The organism is Streptomyces sp. NPDC036822 (assembly GCF_055609145.1).
On the sequence record NZ_JBVJPY010000001.1, the window covers coordinates 15412 to 34320 of the forward strand.

General features: G+C 71.7%; 20 protein-coding genes. 8 read left to right on the top strand and 12 right to left on the bottom strand.

Annotation, left to right across the window (positions count from 1 at the left end; translation table 11 throughout):
* Positions 1–232: 232 nt before the first annotated feature.
* The 4 genes from ACZ68P_RS00085 to ACZ68P_RS00100 all read right to left on the bottom strand — a co-directional run bounded on the left by ACZ68P_RS00085 (position 233) and on the right by ACZ68P_RS00100 (position 2575).
* The gene (locus ACZ68P_RS00085; RefSeq protein ID WP_471000229.1) at positions 233–751 is read right to left on the bottom strand and encodes a SixA phosphatase family protein; all 519 of its coding nucleotides are present in this window, start codon (positions 749–751) and stop codon (positions 233–235) included.
* A gap of 35 nt (positions 752–786) precedes the next feature.
* Positions 787–990, bottom strand: coding sequence for a hypothetical protein (locus tag ACZ68P_RS00090; RefSeq protein WP_471000232.1), 204 nt, complete (start codon positions 988–990; stop codon positions 787–789).
* A 140-nt stretch (positions 991–1130) separates the two neighbouring features.
* The gene (locus ACZ68P_RS00095) at positions 1131–1247 is read right to left on the bottom strand and encodes an SGM_5486 family transporter-associated protein (RefSeq protein ID WP_268247900.1); all 117 of its coding nucleotides are present in this window, start codon (positions 1245–1247) and stop codon (positions 1131–1133) included.
* 17 nt (positions 1248–1264) lie between these two features.
* Positions 1265–2575, bottom strand: coding sequence for a CynX/NimT family MFS transporter (locus tag ACZ68P_RS00100; protein ID WP_471000237.1), 1311 nt, complete (start codon positions 2573–2575; stop codon positions 1265–1267).
* Positions 2576–2638: 63 nt separating this feature from the next.
* Between ACZ68P_RS00100 and ACZ68P_RS00105 the strand changes: the two genes are divergently transcribed.
* Positions 2639–3343, top strand: a complete 705-nt coding sequence (locus ACZ68P_RS00105) for a FadR/GntR family transcriptional regulator (protein ID WP_471000239.1) — start codon at positions 2639–2641, stop codon at positions 3341–3343.
* Here the strand turns inward: ACZ68P_RS00105 and ACZ68P_RS00110 are convergent.
* The 3 genes from ACZ68P_RS00110 to fabG form a co-directional block, all read right to left on the bottom strand.
* Positions 3297–3689: a hypothetical protein gene (locus ACZ68P_RS00110; protein ID WP_471000242.1), complete on the bottom strand. Its 393-nt coding sequence runs from the start codon at positions 3687–3689 to the stop codon at positions 3297–3299. The genes ACZ68P_RS00105 and ACZ68P_RS00110 overlap by 47 nt on opposite strands.
* Positions 3690–3899: 210 nt before the next feature.
* Positions 3900–4676, bottom strand: a complete 777-nt coding sequence (gene fabI / locus ACZ68P_RS00115; RefSeq protein WP_365719942.1) for an enoyl-ACP reductase FabI — start codon at positions 4674–4676, stop codon at positions 3900–3902.
* 5 nt (positions 4677–4681) lie between these two features.
* Positions 4682–5386 (bottom strand): 3-oxoacyl-[acyl-carrier-protein] reductase, encoded by a 705-nt coding sequence (fabG, locus tag ACZ68P_RS00120; RefSeq protein WP_365719940.1) that lies wholly within the window; start codon positions 5384–5386, stop codon positions 4682–4684.
* 147 nt (positions 5387–5533) lie between these two features.
* Here fabG and ACZ68P_RS00125 point away from each other — a divergent pair, with 147 nt between their 5' ends.
* From ACZ68P_RS00125 to tyrS, 3 genes are read left to right on the top strand one after another with little or no spacing between them, the layout of a single operon-like run.
* Positions 5534–7096: a TldD/PmbA family protein gene (locus ACZ68P_RS00125; protein WP_471000246.1), complete on the top strand. Its 1563-nt coding sequence runs from the start codon at positions 5534–5536 to the stop codon at positions 7094–7096.
* Complete coding sequence (locus tag ACZ68P_RS00130; protein ID WP_471000249.1) at positions 7093–8484, top strand: metallopeptidase TldD-related protein; 1392 nt, start codon at positions 7093–7095, stop codon at positions 8482–8484. Before ACZ68P_RS00125 ends, ACZ68P_RS00130 begins: the two co-directional genes overlap by 4 nt.
* A gap of 54 nt (positions 8485–8538) precedes the next feature.
* Complete coding sequence (tyrS, locus tag ACZ68P_RS00135; RefSeq protein ID WP_471000252.1) at positions 8539–9810, top strand: tyrosine--tRNA ligase; 1272 nt, start codon at positions 8539–8541, stop codon at positions 9808–9810.
* Positions 9811–9901: 91 nt separating this feature from the next.
* On the opposite strand, the gene ACZ68P_RS00140 is transcribed toward tyrS, so the two are convergent.
* The gene (locus ACZ68P_RS00140) at positions 9902–10177 is read right to left on the bottom strand and encodes a GlsB/YeaQ/YmgE family stress response membrane protein (protein WP_471000255.1); all 276 of its coding nucleotides are present in this window, start codon (positions 10175–10177) and stop codon (positions 9902–9904) included.
* 180 nt (positions 10178–10357) lie between these two features.
* Between ACZ68P_RS00140 and ACZ68P_RS00145 the strand changes: the two genes are divergently transcribed.
* Both ACZ68P_RS00145 and ACZ68P_RS00150 read left to right on the top strand, forming a co-directional pair.
* Positions 10358–10702, top strand: a complete 345-nt coding sequence (locus ACZ68P_RS00145) for a DUF3099 domain-containing protein (RefSeq protein WP_365719930.1) — start codon at positions 10358–10360, stop codon at positions 10700–10702.
* A 193-nt stretch (positions 10703–10895) separates the two neighbouring features.
* Positions 10896–11174 (top strand): hypothetical protein, encoded by a 279-nt coding sequence (locus ACZ68P_RS00150; protein WP_471002336.1) that lies wholly within the window; start codon positions 10896–10898, stop codon positions 11172–11174.
* On the opposite strand, the gene moaA is transcribed toward ACZ68P_RS00150, so the two are convergent.
* The 3 genes from moaA to ACZ68P_RS00165 all read right to left on the bottom strand — a co-directional run bounded on the left by moaA (position 11157) and on the right by ACZ68P_RS00165 (position 14316).
* On the bottom strand, positions 11157–12146 hold the full coding sequence (gene moaA / locus ACZ68P_RS00155; RefSeq protein WP_365719928.1) for a GTP 3',8-cyclase MoaA: 990 nt from the start codon (positions 12144–12146) through the stop codon (positions 11157–11159). The genes ACZ68P_RS00150 and moaA overlap by 18 nt on opposite strands.
* A gap of 161 nt (positions 12147–12307) precedes the next feature.
* Positions 12308–13942, bottom strand: coding sequence for a solute symporter family protein (locus ACZ68P_RS00160; RefSeq protein WP_471000260.1), 1635 nt, complete (start codon positions 13940–13942; stop codon positions 12308–12310).
* On the bottom strand, positions 13939–14316 hold the full coding sequence (locus tag ACZ68P_RS00165; RefSeq protein WP_471000263.1) for a DUF485 domain-containing protein: 378 nt from the start codon (positions 14314–14316) through the stop codon (positions 13939–13941). The genes ACZ68P_RS00160 and ACZ68P_RS00165 overlap by 4 nt, the downstream gene beginning before the upstream one ends.
* Positions 14317–14586: 270 nt before the next feature.
* Here ACZ68P_RS00165 and ACZ68P_RS00170 point away from each other — a divergent pair, with 270 nt between their 5' ends.
* A complete protein-coding gene (locus ACZ68P_RS00170) occupies positions 14587–16125 on the top strand; it encodes a S8 family peptidase (RefSeq protein ID WP_471000266.1) in 1539 nt (512 codons plus the stop codon).
* Positions 16126–16276: 151 nt separating this feature from the next.
* Positions 16277–17656, top strand: a complete 1380-nt coding sequence (locus tag ACZ68P_RS00175; RefSeq protein ID WP_471000269.1) for a CoA transferase — start codon at positions 16277–16279, stop codon at positions 17654–17656.
* A 68-nt stretch (positions 17657–17724) separates the two neighbouring features.
* On the opposite strand, the gene ACZ68P_RS00180 is transcribed toward ACZ68P_RS00175, so the two are convergent.
* Positions 17725–18768, bottom strand: coding sequence for a zinc-dependent alcohol dehydrogenase family protein (locus ACZ68P_RS00180; RefSeq protein ID WP_471002339.1), 1044 nt, complete (start codon positions 18766–18768; stop codon positions 17725–17727).
* Positions 18769–18909 lie beyond the last annotated feature (141 nt).

An 18909-nucleotide genomic window follows, 5' to 3' on the forward strand; every position in this document is an offset into this window, starting at 1 on the left:
CGGCGCCGCCCCCGCCCACCGCGCACGCCGAGGGCCCGGTCACCGAGCGGTGACCGGGCCCTTTCGCTGCCGTGGAGGCGGTGGGGATACGGGGAGGCGGCGGGCGTACGGTCTCCGCCGTGCGGAGGCCGGCCGTACCGGCGTCGGGGGTTCGGCCGTACGGGGTCGGCCTGACGCGTCACCCGTACGGGGTCGGCCTTGCGGATCTCCCCTACGTGTCCCCCGTACGGGATCAGTCGTGCGGGGCCCAGTAGTCGAGGAGGGTGGCCACACCGTGTTCGACGGACTTCCAGGAGCCGGTGAAGCCCAGGACGGAGAAGGCGGCGGTGGGGAAGCCGCCGCGGTTCATCCGGGTCAGCGTGTCCCCCTCGGCCGAGCCCGCGAGGGCGTCGGAGAGCGCGTGCATCCCGGGGTTGTGGCCGATGACGAGGAGGTCGTCCACGTCCTCCGGCGTCTCGTTGATCAGAGCGATGAGCTCGCCGAGCGAGGCTTCGTACAACCGCTCCTCATAGACGGTCCTGGGGCGGTGCGGCAGCTCGTGCACGGCCAGTTTCCAGGTCTCGCGCGTTCTCACGGCGGTCGAGCAGAGGGCCAGATCGAAGGAGATCTCGGTCTCGGCCAGTCTGCGGCCTGCCACGGGGGCGTCCGTGCGGCCGCGCTCGGCGAGCGGTCGCTCGTGATCGGACACCGGCGGCCAGTCGGCCTTCGCGTGCCGGAGCAGCACGATCCTGCGGGGTGTGTCGACGCTCATGCGCTCCAGCTTCCCACGAAACGGCTCACGCCGACTCAGAGAGAGAGCGTTTGCCGGATCTCCCGGAGGACGTGACCGACCGCGGGGTCGGGGCCTGCGGCGTGGGCCTTTCCCGATCCGGTGATGAGCAGGAAGAGGGCGGCGAACGCGGCCACCGGCAGGGCGAGGGCCCACCAGGGCAGCCGGGTGTCCACGCCGGCCGACGTGCTCCGGGTGCTGGGGTGCGTACGGGCCGGCATGGCCGCCTCCGGGGGGTGATCCGTTGCGATGGCTCCAACGTACGGATCGGCGGCGGTCGGGCCCATCCGGTGATCCACCCACTTCACCCTGAGACCCGCCCCCTAGGGGACGGTGGGGAAAGCCCCACCCTCCCCTCGGCTCAGGGGGAGGCGATCGAGGCGATGACGGCGATGACGACCGTGATGCCCAGCATCGCGCCGAGCACGATGAGGAGCTTCTTCTGGCCGTTCTGGGGATTCGGGTCGAGCACTGGCATGGAGCCAGTCTCGCATCTCAGCATTCGTCCTCGACCGTCCGGTCCCTGCCCGCGAGGGTGCCGACGACCATCTGGGGCACCATGAGCCCGGCCATCAGGGCGATGGGCAGGCCCCAGCCTCCGCTGTGCTGGTAGAGGACGCCGACCAGGAGCGGTCCGGGAATGGAGAGGAGGTAGCCGACGCTCTGCGCGAAGGCGGAGAGCCGGACCACACCGGCGCCGGTGCGCGAGCGCATGCCGATCATGGTGAGGGCGAGAGGGAAGGCGCAGTTGGAGATGCCGAGGAGCACGGCCCAGACCCAGGCGCCGCCGGCCGGCGCGACGTACAGCCCGGCGTAGCCGCCGAGGCCGCACAGGCCCAGGGCGACGGCGATGGGGCCCTGGTTCCTGAGCCGACCGGCGAGACGCGGGATGACGAAGGCGAGCGGCACGCCCATCACCATGGTGACGGCGAGGAGCACACCGGCCGTTCCGGCCGGGACGCCGGCGTCCCGGAAGATCTGCGGCATCCAGCCCATGGTGATGTACGCGCCGGTGGCCTGGAGGCCGAAGAAGACACCGAGTGCCCAGGCGGTGCGGCTGCGGGTGATGCGGAGGGGAGCCGCGGTGCGGGCCGGCTCCCGGGCCGGGAGCGGGACGGCGGGGGCGTTCGCCGCTCCCCTGGCCCGGTCGCGCACCAAGGGGAGCCAGGGCAGGACGGCGAGGGCGGCGAGGCCCGCCCAGACGCCGATGCCGGTGCGCCAGCCGCCGCCCAGGGCCGCGGTCATGGGGACGGTCGCCGCGGCGGCCAGGGAGGTGCCGAGGGCGAGCGCCATGGAGTAGAGGCCGGTCATGGTGCCGACGCGGTCGGGGAAGTACCGCTTGACGATCACGGGCATCAGGACGTTGCTGACGGCGATGCCCATCAGCGCGAGGGCGCTGGCGGCGAGGAAGCCCACGGTGCCGCCGGCGAAGGGGCGGACGGCCAGACCGGCGAAGATCGCCGCCATGCCGGCGCAGACGACGGCGCCGGGGCCGAAGCGGCGGGCGAGGCGTGGGGCGGTGATGCCGAAGACCGCGAAGCAGAGCGGGGGCACGGAGGTGAGGACGCCGGCCACGCTGCCGCTCATGTGGAGGCCGTCGCGGACCTCTTCGAGAAGGGCGCCGAGGCTGGTGATGGCGGGCCGGAGGTTGAGGGCCGCCAGGACGAGCCCGGCGACGACGAGCCGGGTGATCCAGCGGGCCTGCGTCGCGGATGCGGGAGAATTCCCGGCCGTGGCCGTCGTGACGGGTGAGGAGGCGCGGGCCGGGGGCGTGGCGGTCTTCAGGGTCTGCGGCTCGTCAGGCATGGGGCCATCATAGAATCATGGGATGATTACTTGTCCAATCCTGAACCAATCGAAAGGTGCACCATGGCGCTCGGCTCTCCCCGGCGGTCCGGGCTCTCCGATCAGGTGATCACCGAGCTGCGGAACCAGATCACGTCCGGCGAGTGGCCGGTGGGATCACGGATCCCGACCGAACCGGAACTGGTCGAGCAGCTGGGCGTGGCCCGCAACACCGTGCGGGAGGCGGTCCGGGCGCTCGCGCACAACGGACTGCTGGACATCCGGCAGGGTTCCGGCACCTACGTCGTGGCGACCAGCGAGCTGGCGGGGGTCATGCACCGGCGGTTCGCCGGGTCGGACCCGCGGCACATCGCGGAGCTGCGTTCCACGCTGGAGTCCGCGGCGGCGCGGTTCGCGGCCCAGCGGCGGACGGAGCGGGACATGAAGCAGCTGGACGTGCTGCTGGCCGGGCGGGAGGAGGCGTGGGCGTCGGGCGACGCCGAGCGCTTCGTCACGGCGGACGCGGCGTTCCACCACGCGGTGGTGGTCGCCTCGCACAACGACGTCCTGACCGCGCTCTACGCGGACCTGGGGCACGTGATGCGGCAGTGGCTGCGGGACGACGTGGGCCAGGAGCTGCGGCCGGAGCACCACATGGACCACGCGCGGCTGGTCGAGGCCGTCCGGGCGGGCGACGCGGAGACGGCGGAGGCGGAGGCGGCCGGCTACCCGTTCATGTGTCTCAGGAGCGCCGCGCCCGGGGCGGGTCCTCGGCCGGCTGGTGCGTGATCCAGGCGGACCGGACCTCCTTCCAGCAGCGCCCGGTCACCTGGACGTACGCGGTCGGGGCCACGTCCACGGGGGCGCTGTCGGTGTCCACGTCCCACCACTTCGCGCACTCCACGTGCAGCCGGACGCGGTCGGTACCCGGGTAGGGGTTGTGGCAGTACGCGGTCACACGGGAGCCCTGGACGACCGTACGGCAGGAGGCGCCGAAGTCGTCGGGCTGTTCGGCGGCCGGCAGCGGGTCGTCGACGGGAGCGGGAGCGGCGCTGACCTCGGCGGCCACGGCGATCCCGGTGAGAAGCGCGGCGGCCGAGGCGAACACGGCTGCCCTGCGGTGCGGCGTGCGCATACCCGTACCTCCTCCCCACGAGTAGCCGGAACGTCACGCTCTGACCCAGTCTGAGGTGATTCGGCGTACTTTTCGACTCGGGAAGAGAAGCCGCGGACGACGAAGGCCGGGTGCCCGTCCCCCCGAGGGACGGGCACCCGGCCGTGTCGCGGCAGCTCAGGCGTCCCGGCGGCGGAGCCGCAGGGAGCCGGGAGCCGGCATCCGAGGCGCCTAGGCGCCGATCGCGTGCAGGCCGCCGTCGACGTGCACGATCTCGCCGGTGGTCTTCGGGAACCAGTCGGACAGCAGTGCCACGACACCCTTGCCGGCCGGCTCCGGGTCCGCGAGGTTCCACTCCAGCGGGGAGCGGCTGTCCCAGACGGCGGCCAGCTCGGAGAAGCCGGGGATCGACTTCGCGGCCATCGAGCCGATCGGGCCCGCCGAGATCAGGTTGCAGCGGATGTTCTGCTTGCCCAGGTCACGGGCCATGTAGCGGCTGGTGGCCTCCAGGGCCGCCTTCGCGGGGCCCATCCAGTCGTACTGAGGCCAGGCGTACTGCGCGTCGAAGGTCAGACCGACGACCGAGCCGCCCTCGGTCATCAGCGGCAGCAGCGCCGTCGTCAGCGACTTCAGCGAGAAGGCGGAGACGTGCATGGCCGTGGCGACGGACTCGAACGGCGTGTTGAGGAAGTTGCCGCCGAGCGCGTCCTGCGGGGCGAAGCCGATCGAGTGGACGACGCCGTCGAGGCGGTCGCCCAGGTGCTCGCGGACCTGGCCCTCCAGGCGCGCGAGGTGCTCGTCGTTGGAGACGTCGAGCTCCAGGACCTTCACGTTCTCGGGCTTGGGGAGCTTCTTGGCGATGCGCTCGGTCAGCGACGGCCGCGGCCAGGCGGTGAGGATGATCTCCGCGCCCTGCTCCTGGGCCAGCTTCGCGGTGTGGAAGGCGATGGAGGACTCCATCAGCACACCGGTGATCAGGATGCGCTTGCCCTCGAGAATTCCGCTCATGGTGATCAGTGACCCATGCCCAATCCGCCGTCAACCGGGATGACGGCTCCAGTGATGTACGAGGCGTCGTCGGAGGCGAGGAAGCGCACCGTGGCGGCGATCTCCTCGGGCTGCGCGTAGCGGCCCAGCGGCACCTGGGACACGATGCCCTTGCGCTGCTCCTCGGTGAGCACCTTGGTCATGTCGGTGTCGACGAAACCGGGCGCGACGACGTTGAAGGTGATGTTGCGGGAGCCGAGTTCCCGGGCGAGGGAGCGGGCGAAGCCGACCAGGCCGGCCTTGGAGGCGGCGTAGTTGGCCTGCCCGGCGGAGCCGAGGAGTCCGACGACCGAGGAGATCAGGACGACGCGGCCCTTCTTGGCCCGCAGCATGCCGCGGTTGGCGCGCTTGACGACCCGGAACGTGCCGGTGAGGTTGGTGTCGAGGACGGAGGTGAAGTCCTCCTCGGACATCCGCATGAGCAGCTGGTCCTTGGTGACGCCGGCGTTGGCCACCAGCACCTCCACCGGGCCGTGCTTCTCCTCGATCTCCTTGTACGCCTGCTCCACCTGCTCGGCGTCGGTGATGTCGCACTTGACGGCCAGGAAGCCGGCCGGCGGCTCTCCGGACCGGTACGTGACCGCGACCTTGTCGCCGGCCTCGGCGAACGCGCGGGCGATGGCGAGGCCGATGCCCCGGTTTCCTCCGGTGACGAGAACCGAGCGGCTCAACGGATCACCCTTTCGAATAGCGGTCTGGTACGCCGAAAACCTATCGGTCCCGCCCCTTGCGCGAAGAATCGGGCCCTGACAGTGGCGTCCGCACGCCGCTGTCGGGTCCCTACAGAAAGCCCTGGGCATCGCGGCCGAAAGCGCGACATGATCGGGGGCGACCGGTCTCAACGACAGGAGACATTCGTGCCTCATTCCATCGACGCGGCCTTCACGGCGCTGCCGCTGCGCGCGCTCGCCGACGCGGCGCTCGCCCGGGCGCGCGCACTCGGCTCCGACCATGCCGACTTCCGTCTGGAGCGGGTGCGCAGCGCCTCGTGGCGGCTGCGGGACGCCAAGCCGTCCGGCTCCTCGGACATCACGGACCTCGGCTACGCGGTGCGGGTGGTGCACGGCGGGGCCTGGGGCTTCGCCTCCGGGGTCGACCTGACCATGGACGGGGCCGCGCGGGTCGCCTCGCAGGCGGTCGCCATGGCGAAGCTGTCCGCCCAGGTGATCGCCGCGGCCGGCTCCGACGAGCGCGTGGAGCTGGCCCCGGAGCCGGTGCACGCGGAGAAGACGTGGATCTCGTCGTACGAGATCGACCCCTTCACCATCCCGGACGCCGAGAAGAGCGCGGTGCTCGCCGACTGGAGCGCGCGGCTGCTGCGGGCGGACGGGGTGGCGCACGTGGACGCGTCGCTGCTCACCGTCCACGAGAACAAGTTCTACGCGGACACGGCGGGCACCGTCACCACGCAGCAGCGGGTGCGGTTGCACCCGCAGCTCACCGCCGTCGCCGTGGACGAGACGACCGGCGAGTTCGACTCGATGCGGACGATCGCGCCGCCGGCCGGGCGGGGCTGGGAGTACCTCACCGGCACCGGCTGGGACTGGGACGCGGAGCTGGAGCGGATCCCGGAGCTGCTGGCCGAGAAGATGCGGGCGCCGAGCGTGGAGGCGGGGACGTACGACCTGGTGGTCGACCCCTCGAACCTCTGGCTGACCATCCACGAGTCGATCGGCCACGCCACCGAGCTGGACCGGGCGCTCGGCTACGAGGCGGCGTACGCCGGGACCTCGTTCGCCACCTTCGACCAGCTGGGGAAGCTGGCGTACGGCTCGTCGATCATGAACGTGACCGGTGACCGCACCGCCGAGCACGGGCTCGCGACGATCGGGTACGACGACGAGGGCGTCGAGGCGCAGAGCTGGGACCTGGTGAAGGACGGCACGCTCGTCGGCTACCAGCTGGACCGGCGGATCGCCAGGCTGACGGGGCTCGGCCGGTCGAACGGCTGCGCCTTCGCCGACTCCCCCGGGCACGTCCCGGTGCAGCGGATGGCGAACGTCTCGCTCCAGCCGGACCCGGGCGGCCTCTCGACGGAGGACCTGATCGGCGGGGTCGAGCGCGGGATCTACGTGGTCGGCGACCGGTCGTGGTCGATCGACATGCAGCGGTACAACTTCCAGTTCACCGGCCAGCGCTTCTTCCGCATCGAGAACGGCAGGCTGGCGGGGCAGCTGCGGGACGTCGCGTACCAGGCGACGACGACGGACTTCTGGGGCTCGATGGAGCAGGTCGGCGGCCCGCAGACGTACGTCCTGGGTGGCGCCTTCAACTGCGGCAAGGCGCAGCCGGGCCAGGTGGCCGCGGTCTCCCACGGCTGCCCGTCCGCCCTCTTCCGCGGTGTCAACATCCTCAACACGACGCAGGAGGCCGGTCGATGAGCCGCGTCAGCAAGCCGTACGAGATCGTCGAGCGGGCCCTCGGGCTTTCCCGCGCCGACGGGTGTGTCGTCATCGCCGACGAGGAGTCGTCGGCCAACCTGCGCTGGGCGGGCAACGCGCTGACCACCAACGGCGTCACCCGCGGGCGGACGCTCACCGTCATCGCGACGGTCGACGGGGCGCAGGGCACGGCGTCGGGTGTCGTCTCGCGTTCCGCCGTGACCGCCGACGAGCTGGAGCCGCTGGTGCGGGCCGCCGAGGCGGCGGCCCGGGCCGCCGGGCCCGCCGAGGACGCGCAGCCGCTGATCGAGGGCATCGACGAGTCCCCCGACTTCACGGCCGCCCCGGCCGAGACGGGATCGGGGGTCTTCACGGACTTCGCGCCCGCGCTGGGCGAGGCCTTCGCCCGGGCCCGGGCCGGCGGCCGTGAGCTGTACGGCTTCGCGAATCACGAGATGACGTCGACCTACCTGGGTACGTCGACGGGGCTGCGGCTCCGCCATGACCAGCCCAACGGCACCCTGGAGCTGAACGCCAAGTCTCCGGACCGCTCGCGTTCGGCGTGGACCGGGCGCTCCACGCGCGACTTCAAGGACGTCGATCCCGCGGCGCTCGACGCCGACCTGGCGCGGCGGCTCGGCTGGGCGGAGCGCCGGATCGAGCTGCCGGCCGGGCGGTACGAGACGCTGCTGCCGCCGACGGCCGTGGCCGACCTGCTGATCTACCAGCTGTGGTCCTCGACGGCCCGGGACGCGGTGGAGGGCCGGACGGTCTTCTCCAAGCCGGGCGGCGGGACCCGCCTGGGCGAGACGCTCTCCCCGCTGCCGCTGACGCTGCGCAGCGACGCGAACGAGCCCGGTCTGGAGTCGGCGCCCTTCGTCATCGCCCACTCCTCCAGCGACGACTCGTCCGTCTTCGACAACGGCCTGCCGCTGGCGCCGACGGACTGGGTCCGGGAGGGCCGGCTGGAGAGCCTGATCACCACCCGGCACACCGCGGCGCTCACCCGCCTGCCGCTGGCACCGGGTGCCGGGAACCTGATCCTGGACGGCGGCGGCGAGCGTTCCCTGGAGGAGATGGTCGCCTCGACCGGGCGGGGGCTGCTCCTGACCTGCCTCTGGTACATCCGCGAGGTCGACCCGGCCACGCTGCTGCTGACCGGTCTGACCCGGGACGGCGTCTACCTGGTCGAGAACGGCGAGGTGGTCGGTGAGGTGAACAACTTCCGGTTCAACGAGTCGCCGGTGGACCTGCTGTCGCGGGCCTCGGAGGCGGGGCGGACCGAGAAGACGCTGCCGCGCGAGTGGAGCGACTGGTTCACCAGGGCCGCGATGCCGGCGCTGCGGGTGCCGGACTTCAACATGAGCTCGGTCAGCAAGGGCGTCTGACCCCCATAGACTGAGTGACGGCATGACCCCCATCGACCGAGGAGACGGACGACCGTGACGGACATCGTCGACGAGCTGAAGTGGCGCGGGCTCTTCGCCCAGTCCACTGACGAGGACGCACTGCGCAAGGCTCTCGCGGACGGTCCCGTCACGTTCTATTGCGGTTTCGACCCGACCGCGGCCAGTCTCCACGTCGGTCATCTGGTCCAGGTGCTCACGGTCCGCCGGCTCCAGCAGGCCGGTCACCGGCCGCTGGCGCTGGTGGGCGGGGCCACCGGGCAGATCGGCGACCCGCGGCCGACGGCCGAGCGCACCCTGAACGACCCGGAGACGGTCGCGAACTGGGTGAACCGGCTGCGTACGCAGATCGAGCCGTTCCTCTCCTTCGAGGGGGAGAACGCGGCGGTCATGGTGAACAACCTGGACTGGACCGCCGGGATGTCGGCGATCGAGTTCCTCCGGGACATCGGCAAGCACTTCCGGGTCAACAAGATGCTGACCAAGGACTCGGTCGCCCGGCGGCTGGAGTCCGAGCAGGGCATCAGCTACACCGAGTTCAGCTACCAGCTGCTGCAGGGCATGGACTTCCTGGAGCTGTACCGCCGCTACGGCTGTGTGCTGCAGCAGGGCGGCAGCGACCAGTGGGGCAACCTCACGGCCGGCCTGGACCTGATCCACCGCCTGGAGCCGGACGCGGTCGTGCACGCGCTGGCGACGCCGCTGATGACGAAGGCGGACGGGACCAAGTTCGGCAAGACCGAGGGCGGGGCCGTCTGGCTTGACCCGGAGATGACGACGCCGTACGCGTTCTACCAGTTCTGGCTGAACGTGGACGACCGGGACATCTCGAAGTACCTGCGGATCCTGTCGTTCAAGACCGTCGCGGAGCTGGAGGAGCTGGAGAAGGTCACGGCCGAGCGGCCGCAGGCCCGTACCGCCCAGCGGGCCCTCGCGGAGGAGCTGACGGCCCTGGTGCACGGGGCCGAGCAGTGCGCGGCCGTCATCAACGCCTCCAAGGCGCTGTTCGGGCAGGGCGACCTGGCCGAGCTGGACGAGGCGACGCTGTCCGCCGCGCTCTCCGAGCTGCCGCACGCGCGGGTGGCGGAGCTCGGGCAGGTCGTGGACCTGTTCACCGAGGTCGGTCTCGCGCCGAGCAGGTCGGCCGCGCGCCGGACGGTGAAGGAGGGCGGGGCGTACGTGAACAACGTGAAGGTCACCGCCGAGGACGCCGAGGTGTCGGCGGACGAGCTGCTGCACGGCCGCTGGCTGGTGCTGCGCCGGGGCAAGAAGAACCTGGCGGCGATCGAGGTCGGCGCCGGCGGCTGAGGCCCCGGGCGCCGTGGCACGACGGCGGCCCGGCACACGCCGTACGCGTGTGGCGGGCCGCCGTCGTGTCACTCGGTGCCGTCGCGCGGGGTCACGCCCGCCGTCTGTTGCCCCTGATCGACGCCCACAGCATGTCGCCGACGCCCACCACCGCGATGGCGCCGATGAGCTGGAGCAGGTGGCGTGTCCAGTCGATGCCCTTGGTGTCGTTGACCCCGATCCAGGTCGCGACGGCATTGCCGAGGACACTGCCGAGGATTCCGAAAACGGTCGTCAGCCACAACGGGATCTGCTGCTTTCCCGGAATGATCGCCTTGGCGATCAGACCGAGCACCAGACCCACGATGATCGCCCACAGCCAGCTCATGTCGCCTCCTCGTGCGGCGCGCTCTGCGCATGTGGGCCCAGTCTCGGCCGGGCGGAGACACCGCGCACGTCGGACGGGTCCATCCGTGCCCCGGTCTCCTGCGGTCCGGGCGGCGGGCGTACCGTGGAGACGAGGTCCGGACCGGTCGGCGTCCGGCGTGCATGCCGGGTGGTGAGTGCGATGCGCAAGCGTGGCGGAACCGAGGTCTTCCGCATCACCGGGGCCCGTCAAGGGCTGGCCGACGATGTGCGGGGCAGGCAACGGCGCTATGTGATCTCGATGTCCATACGGACGCTGGCCGTCATCGCGGCCGCCGTGCTGTGGAACGTCGAACGGCACGTGGCCGTCGTGGCGCTGGTGCTCGGCGCGGTGCTGCCGTACATCTCCGTGGTGATCGCCAACGCGGGCCGGGAGAGCGCGCCGTCGCTTCCCTCCACCTTCGTGCCGGCACCGACCCGGCCCGAGCTTCCGCACGCGGAGGGCCCGACGGAGCCCCGCACGGAACGTTCGTACGGGCAGAGTTGATCAGTAACGCCATCGAAAAGCTCAAGAAAAGCTCAGATCAATCATGAAGTTCCGGTGCACCACACCCCGTGTCCCGTGACATACTTCCTACGCGCTCCGCATCCCCCGTCGGAGCGACGGACCGATGCCGGGCAGCTCCCCCCGTGGCTGCCCGGCATCGCCCTTGTTGGACAATGTCCCGGTGATCAATCCGGTGAGTGAAGAGACCCCGATCTGCTCCGCCAAGGGCTGCCGCGTGGCCGCGGTGTGGGTGCTGGCCTGGAACAATCCGAAGCTGCACACGCCGGAGCGCCGCAAGACCTGGCTGGCGTGCGAGGAGCACCGCGAGCACCTCTCCCAGTTCCTGGGCGTACGGGGCTTCCTCAAGGACGTCGTGCCGCTGGCCGAGTGGGAGGCCGGCGCCGAGAACTCCCGCGGCGGGGACGCCGGTTCCGAGGATACGGGCTCCGGGGACTCAGCCGCCGATCGCTGACATCGGGCGCTCGGGCTGCAGGAAGCTCGGGTCGTCGAGGCCCGAACCGGCCTTCTTGCCCCACATCGCCTGCTTCCAGATCCGGGCGATCTCCTCGTCCGGCGCCTCGGAGCGCAGCGCGGCGCGCAGGTCGGTCTCCTCGGTGGCGAACAGGCAGGTGCGCACCTGGCCGTCGGCGGTGAGCCGGGTCCGGTCGCAGGCCCTGCAGAAGGGGCGGGTGACGGAGGCGATCACGCCGACCGTGTGCGGTCCGCCGTCGACGACCCAGCGCTCGGCGGGCGCCGATCCGCGCTCCTCGTCGCCCTCGGGGGTGAGGGTGAAGCGGGTGCGCAGCGACTCCAGGATGTCTCCGGCGGTGATCATGCCGTCGCGCTTCCAGCCGTGCTGGGCGTCGAGCGGCATCTGCTCGATGAAGCGCAGTTCGTAGGCGTTCTCCACCGCCCAGGCCAGCAGGTCGGGGGCCTCGTCGGCGTTGAGCCCGGGCATCAGGACGGCGTTGACCTTGACGGGGGTGAGCCCCGCGTCGCGGGCGGCGGCCATGCCGTCGAGCACGTCCTGGTGGCGGTCGCGCCGGGTCAGGGTCTTGAAGACGTCGGGCCGCAGGGTGTCGAGGGAGACGTTGACCCGGTCGAGACCGGCCGCCTTCAGGGCGGCGGCCGTGCGCTTGAGACCTATGCCGTTGGTGGTGAGGGACATCCTGGGGCGGGGCTCCAGGGCCGCGCACCGCTCGACGATGCCGACCAGGCCGGGGCGGAGCAGCGGCTCGCCGCCGGTGAACCGGACCTCGGTGACGCCGAGGTCGGTGACCGCGACGCGCACCAGCCGGACGATCTCGTCGTCGGTGAGGAGGTCGGGCTTGGCCAGCCACTGCAGTCCCTCCTCGGGCATGCAGTAGGTGCAGCGCAGGTTGCACCGGTCCGTCAGCGAGACCCGCAGGTCGGTGGCGACCCGGCCGTAGGTGTCGATGAGCACTGTGGCCCCCTCCCCTTCGTCTCGCGGATGGTGTCGTCGGTACGTTCCGAGCCTACGCGAGCGCACCGACAACACGCATGGACGATTGTCACCAGGACCGGCGCGGCCGCGTCGTAGAACTCTACGACGCGGCCGTCCGCCGGTTGCGTACCGTATACGATTCAGTGCGCTCCGACACCGGTGAGGGACTTGACCTCGAGTTCCGCGTACTTGCCCTTGTCCGGGCCCTCCTTGGAGAGGAGGGAGCCGAGCCAGCCGAGCAGGAATCCGAGCGGGATGGAGACCAGGCCGGGGTTCTCCAGCGGGAACCAGTAGAAGTCCACGGTCTTGAACATCGAGGTGGGCTTGCCGGAGACGACCGGCGAGAAGAGCACCAGGACGACCGAGGAGACCAGTCCGCCGTAGATCGACCAGAGCGCGCCCTGGGTCGTGAACCGCTTCCAGAAGAGGCTGTAGAGGATCGTCGGCAGGTTGGCGGAGGCGGCGACGGCGAAGGCGAGGGCCACCAGGCCGGCGACGTTCAGGTCGCGGGCGAGCGCGCCGAGCGCGATCGAGACGATGCCGATGAGGACCGTCGCCCAGCGGGCGGCGCGGACCTCCTCCTTCTCCGTGGCCTTGCCGCGCCGGATGACGTTGGCGTAGATGTCGTGCGCGAAGGACGAGGACGAGGCCAGGGTCAGTCCGGCGACCACCGCGAGGATGGTGGCGAAGGCGACGGCCGAGATCACCGCGAGCAGGATCGCGCCGCCGGTGGATCCGGCGCCGCCGCCGACCTCCAGGGCGGCCAGCGGGGCCGCGGTGTTGCCCGCCTTGTTGGAGGCGATGATGTCGCTGTTCTTGAGCAGGGCCGCCGCGCCGAAGCCGAGGACGATGGTCATCAGGTAGAAGGCGCCGATGATGCCGATGGCCCAGTTGACCGACTTACGGGCGGCCTTGGCGGTCGGCACCGTGTAGAAGCGGATCAGGATGTGCGGCAGGCCGGCCGTGCCGAGGACGAGCGCGATGCCGAGCGAGAGGAAGTCCAGCTTCGAGACGCCGCTGACCCCGTACTTCAGGCCGGGCTCCAGGAAGGCCTGGCCCTTGCCGCTGTTGCTGGCGGCCGCGCCCAGCAGGTCGGAGAGGTTGAAGTCGAACTTCAGCAGGATGAGGAAGGTGATCAGGAGCGTGCCCGCGATCAGCAGGACGGCCTTGACCATCTGCACCCAGGTGGTGCCCTTCATCCCGCCGATGGTGACGTACACGATCATCAGGACGCCGACCAGGGCGACGATGGCGACCTTGCCGCCGTCGCTGGTGATGCCGAGCAGCAGCGAGACGAGCACGCCGGCGCCGGCCATCTGCGCGAGCAGGTAGAAGATCGAGACGACGATGGTGGAGGTGCCGGCGGCGGTACGGACCGGGCGCTGGCGCATCCGGTAGGCCAGCACGTCGCCCATGGTGAATCGGCCCGAGTTGCGCAGGGGCTCGGCCACCAGGAGCAGCGCCACCAGCCAGGCGACCAGGAATCCGATGGAGTAGAGGAAGCCGTCGTAGCCGAAGAGCGCGATGGCGCCGGCGATACCGAGGAAGGACGCGGCGGACATGTAGTCGCCGGAGATCGCGAGGCCGTTCTGGAAGCCGGTGAACTGGCGGCCGCCGGCGTAGAAGTCGGCGGCGCTCTTGGTCTGGCGGCCGGCCCAGACGGTGATGATCAGGGTGGCGACGACGAAGGCGCCGAAGAGGGTGATGATCAGCGGCCGGTGCTCGCTGGTGGCGTTCTCGGCCGCCAGCGAGACGGTCTGGTACAGGCTGTTCACGCGTCGGCCTCCATGCGGGACTTGATGGCCTCGGCCTTCGGGTCGAGGCGTTCGGCCGCGTGCCGCGAGTAGAGCCAGGCGATGAGGAAGGTGGTCAGGAACTGGCCGAGGCCCAGGACCAGGGCCACGTTGATGTTGCCGAAGAGCCGGGTCCCCATGAAGCCGCCCGCGTAGTTGGAGAGCAGCACGTACAGCAGGTACCAGGCGATGAAGGCGACGGTCAGGGGGAAGGCGAAGGAGCGGTACGTGCGGCGCAGTTCGCCGAACTCCGCACTCTCCTGCACCTCGACGAACGCCTCCGTGGTCGGCTGGGCGGGGGCGCCGAGGGCGGCGTCCCCGCCTCCTCGGGGCGGCGGCGGTGCTTCGGTGGCCACGGATACTCCTCGGGACGCGGGTGCGTTGGGCATGGACAAAGGGGCCTCACTCGGGTGAAAACGGAGCTTCGGACGGAGCTCCTCCCCTGCACAACGGCACGGCGGACGGGGCGACTCGGTTCACCGTCGGCGATTTTCTTCTCCGGGATCTTCATCAAGTCCTCTCAACTCATTGAACGGCCGGGTTGATCGGCGATAGCTTCACTCGTCATGCACCTGCCCGCCCGCAATCGGCGTTCGGGCAGTACATACGGATGATGTGGAGAACCCATGGCTCATCTGGGATCGAGACGCGGTCGAGTACTCGCTCTTCCGGTCGGTCTCGCGCTCACGGCCTCGCTCGGCTTCCTTCCGACCGGCGCATCCGCCGCGGAACTGAGCGACGCCCCGGCGACGGCCGCCGTGGCGACGGACGGCCCCAAGCTGTCCTACGTCGTCAACATCGAGGGAGGCCGCTGGACGGCCGCCTCGGTGAAGAAGGCGATCGCCGCGGCCGGCGGCACGGTGGTCATCTCCTATGACCAGATAGGCGTGATAGTCGTCCACTCGCAGAACCCCGAGTTCGCGAAGACGATCCGCGAGGCCAGGGGTGTGGTGTCGGCCGGCTCGACCCGCACCGCGCCGCTCTCCGTCCAGACCGACACCTCGGTCGACGAGGGCGGTCAGGCGCTCACCGCCGCCGAGGCCACGGCCGCGGCCGCCGGCGCCACCGACGCGCAGGACCCGCTGGAGCCCCTGCAGTGGGACCTGCCCGCCATCAAGGCGGACAAGGCCCACCAGCGGACGCTGGGCAGCAAGAAGGTCACGGTCGGTGTCATCGACACCGGTGTCGACGACACCCACCCGGACCTGGCGCCGAACTTCGACACCGCCGCATCGGCCAACTGCGTCACCGGCGCCCCGGACACCACCCCGGGCTCCTGGCGCCCCAACCCGGGCGAGAGCGACCACGGCACCCACGTCGCCGGCACCATCGCCGCCGCCAAGAACGGCATCGGCATCACCGGTGTCGCCCCGGGCGTGAAGGTCTCCGGCATCAAGGTCTCCACGCCGGACGGGTTCTTCTACACGGAGGCCGTCGTCTGCGGCTTCGTGTGGGCGGCCGAGCACGGCGTCGACATCACGAACAACAGCTACTACACCGACCCGTGGCTGTTCGCCTGCAAGAACGACGCCGACCAGAAGGCGCTGATCGAGGCGGTCACGCGCGCCACCCGCTACGCGGAGCGCAAGGGCACCGTCAACGTCGCCGCGGCCGGCAACTCCAAGATGGACCTGGCGGCGGACGAGATCACCGACGTCACCAGCCCGAACGACACCACGCCGGTGACCCGGGTCATCGACCCGCAGGAGTGCCTCGACTACCCGGCCATGCTGCCGGGCGTGGTCACGGTCTCCGCGACGGGCGCCAAGGACCTGAAGGCCTCGTACTCCAACTACGGCCAGGGGATCATCGACATCGCGGCGCCCGGCGGCGACCGCACCGAGTACCAGACGCCGGACGCCCCCGCGGTCAACGGGCGCATCCTGTCGACCACGGTCCAGGGCGGCTACAACTACAAGGCCGGCACGTCGATGGCCTCGCCGCACGCGGCCGGTGTCCTCGCGCTGCTGAAGTCGACGCACCCGTACGCGAGCCCGGCGGCGCTCAAGGCCCTGCTGTACGCGCAGGCCGACGACCGCGCCTGCACCAACCCCTACGACATCGAGGGCGACGGCAAGATCGACGCGGTGTGCGAGGGCGGCAAGAACAAGAACGGCTTCTACGGCGCGGGGCTGATCGACGCCCTTGACGCCGTGCGCCGCTAAGAAGCGCCCGGAAGATATCGGCGCCCGCCCGAAGGGCGGGGGTCGCGACCCGGACGGGACTTCACGGACACGACTCGGTCGAGAGGGCCCCGGTGTGGCAGTCCGCCACACCGGGGCCCTCTGTCATGGCACCGAGTGCCATGATGCGGTCATGGACATCACGGTGGGCGGTGCCACGGAGCGGTTGTGGACGATGCTGGGCGGCGACCCCGCCCTCCTCGACCGGGTGGCGTACGGCGGTCCCTCGGGGCTGTTGCCGGCCCGGCTGCCGGTCATGGACCTGGCCCGGGCCACCGTCGCGGTCGCCGGGCTGGCCGCCGTGGAGCGACAGCGCGGCCGGGGGACCGCCCCGGCCGGCACCGGGGCGCTGGTCCGGGTGGACGACGGAGCCGTCGCCACCGCGTTCGTGAGCGAGCGTCACCTCCGGATCGACGGACGGGTGCCGGTCGCCTTCGCACCGCTCTCCCGCTTCTGGCGGGCCCGGGACGGCTGGGTCCGTACGCACGCGAACTATCCGCACCACCGGGCCGCGCTGCGGGCGGCGCTGGACGTTCCCGATGAGTCGGTGGAAGCCGTCGAGGCGGCGATCGCCGAACGCGCGGCCGTGGAGGTCGAGACGGCGGTGTACGCGGCCGGCGGCCTGGCCGTCGCCCTGCGCACGCCCGAGGAGTGGGCCGCCCACGAGCAGGGCCGGGAGGTGGCGGCGCGCCCGCTGCTGACCGGCGAACGGCTCGACGACGCGGCCCCGCGGCGGTACGCGGGCGGCGACCGGCGGGCTCCGGCCGGTGGCGCGCTCACCGGGCCCGGCGGGCGTCCCCTGCGGGTCCTGGACCTGACCCGCGTCATCGCCGGCCCGGTCGCCACCCGCACGCTCGCCCTGCTCGGCGCCGACGTGCTGCGCGTCGACCCGCCGGGCCGTCCCGAACTCCCCGACCAGCACGCGGACACCGACGTCGGGAAGCGGACGACCGCCCTGGACCTGGAGAGCCCGTCCGGCCGCCGCGCCTTCGACGGCCTCCTCGACGCGGCCGACGTCCTGGTCACCGGCTACCGGCCCGGCGCCCTGGACCGCTTCGGTCTCCACCGCCCGGGACTGGTGACGGCCCGCCTGTCCGCGTGGGGCGACTACGGCCCGTGGGGCGAGCGGCGCGGTTTCGACAGCCTGGTGCAGGCGGCGACGGGGATCGCGACGACCGAGGGCTCGCCGGAGCGGCCGGGTGCGCTGCCGGCCCAGGCCCTGGACCACGGCACGGGCTATCTGCTGGCGGCCGCGGTGCTCCGGGCCCTGACCGACCAGGACCGGGAGGGCGGGACCCGTCTCGTACGCCTGGCGCTCGCGCAGACGGGGCACTGGCTGGCGACCGCGCTCCCCCGCTACGAACCGGAGCGGTACCTGACCGAGACGGACGGGCCGCTCGGGCTGCTGCGGTACGCGCGCTCTCCGGTGACGTACGACGGGGGCCCGGCGGACTGGTCGCGCCCGCCGGGCGTCGCGGGCGCCGACGCCCCGGTCTGGGACCGGGAGGGGTAAGCCCCGGGGGGGTGTCGTGTCGATCAGGCCGGACCAGGGCCGCGGCGCCGGCAAGATCGGCAAGCCCCCTACGGCTTGACGAGGACCTTCAGGGCGGTGCGCTCGTCCATGGCCCGGTAGCCGTCGGGGACGCCCTCCAGGCCGACGGTCAGGTCGAAGACCGGGGACGGGTCGACGCGGCCGGCGAGGACGTCCGGGAGCAGTTCGGGAATGTACGCGCGGACCGGCGCCACACCGCCTCGGAGCGCGATGTTGCGGTCGAACATGACGGAGAGGTCGAGTCCGGTGCCGCTGCCGTGCGGGACGCCGACGTAGCCGATGGAGCCGCCGTCACGGGTGATCGCGACGGCGGTGCGCATGGACTGCTCGGTGCCGACGGCCTCGATGACGGCGTGGGCGCCCTGGCCGCCGGTGAGTTCGCGTACGGCGGCCTCGGCGGCCTCGCCGCGCTCGGCGACGACGTCGGTGGCGCCGAAGGCGCGGGCGATGTCGGTGCGGGCGGTGTGGCGACCGAGCGCGATGATCCGCTCGGCGCCCAGGCGCCTGGCGGCGAGGACCCCGCACAGGCCGACGGCGCCGTCGCCGACGACCGCGACGGTGGAGCCGGGCCGCACGCCCGCGCCCAGGGCGGCGTGGTGGCCGGTGCCGAGGACGTCGGAGAGCGCCAGGAGCGCGGTGAGCAGCCGGTCGTCGGAGGCGGCGTCGGCGGGAAGCCCGACGAGCGTGCCGTCGGCGAAGGGAACGCGGACGGCCTCGCCCTGACCGCCGTCGGAGCCGACCGAGCCCCAGAACCCGCCCCGGGGACAGGAGGTCTGCAGCCCTTCGGCGCAGTACGCGCAGGTGCCGTCGGACCAGACGAAGGGGGCCACGACCAGGTCACCGGGGCGGAAGCCGGTGACGTCGGCGCCGGCTTCCTCGACGATGCCGAGGAACTCGTGACCGATCCGCTGCCCCGGCTGCCGGGCGGCCTCGCCGCGGTAGGCCCACAGGTCGCTGCCGCAGACGCAGGCGCGCAGCACCCGCAGGACGACGTCGGTGGGCTGCTGGATCACCGGGTCGGGGACGTCCTCCACGCGCAGGTCGAAGGGGGCGTGGATGGTGGTGGCGCGCATGGCGGACGGTCCTTGCTCTCGATCGGCGACAGGCCTTCCACCGTACGCCCGGTCCCTTGGCCGGGCCGACCGGGCGACCGGGCCGGGCGGGCCGGGCGTACGGACGCGGGCCCGCCGAGCGTACGGACGCGGGGTCGCGGG

Excerpts from the sequence above, each read along its gene's own strand:
- ACZ68P_RS00085 (WP_471000229.1), bottom strand. The coding sequence starts at position 751 with ATGAGCGTCGACACACCCCGCAGGATCGTGCTGCTCCGGCACGCGAAG.
- ACZ68P_RS00090 (WP_471000232.1), bottom strand. The coding sequence starts at position 990 with ATGCCGGCCCGTACGCACCCCAGCACCCGGAGCACGTCGGCCGGCGTG.
- ACZ68P_RS00095 (WP_268247900.1), bottom strand. The coding sequence starts at position 1,247 with ATGCCAGTGCTCGACCCGAATCCCCAGAACGGCCAGAAGAAGCTCCTC.
- ACZ68P_RS00100 (WP_471000237.1), bottom strand. The coding sequence starts at position 2,575 with ATGCCTGACGAGCCGCAGACCCTGAAGACCGCCACGCCCCCGGCCCGC.
- ACZ68P_RS00105 (WP_471000239.1), top strand. The coding sequence starts at position 2,639 with ATGGCGCTCGGCTCTCCCCGGCGGTCCGGGCTCTCCGATCAGGTGATC.
- ACZ68P_RS00110 (WP_471000242.1), bottom strand. The coding sequence starts at position 3,689 with ATGCGCACGCCGCACCGCAGGGCAGCCGTGTTCGCCTCGGCCGCCGCG.
- fabI (WP_365719942.1), bottom strand. The coding sequence starts at position 4,676 with ATGAGCGGAATTCTCGAGGGCAAGCGCATCCTGATCACCGGTGTGCTG.
- ACZ68P_RS00125 (WP_471000246.1), top strand. The coding sequence starts at position 5,534 with ATGATCGGGGGCGACCGGTCTCAACGACAGGAGACATTCGTGCCTCAT.
- ACZ68P_RS00130 (WP_471000249.1), top strand. The coding sequence starts at position 7,093 with ATGAGCCGCGTCAGCAAGCCGTACGAGATCGTCGAGCGGGCCCTCGGG.
- ACZ68P_RS00140 (WP_471000255.1), bottom strand. The coding sequence starts at position 10,177 with ATGAGCTGGCTGTGGGCGATCATCGTGGGTCTGGTGCTCGGTCTGATC.
- ACZ68P_RS00145 (WP_365719930.1), top strand. The coding sequence starts at position 10,358 with ATGCGCAAGCGTGGCGGAACCGAGGTCTTCCGCATCACCGGGGCCCGT.
- ACZ68P_RS00170 (WP_471000266.1), top strand. The coding sequence starts at position 14,587 with ATGGCTCATCTGGGATCGAGACGCGGTCGAGTACTCGCTCTTCCGGTC.
- ACZ68P_RS00175 (WP_471000269.1), top strand. The coding sequence starts at position 16,277 with ATGGACATCACGGTGGGCGGTGCCACGGAGCGGTTGTGGACGATGCTG.
- ACZ68P_RS00180 (WP_471002339.1), bottom strand. The coding sequence starts at position 18,768 with ATGCGCGCCACCACCATCCACGCCCCCTTCGACCTGCGCGTGGAGGAC.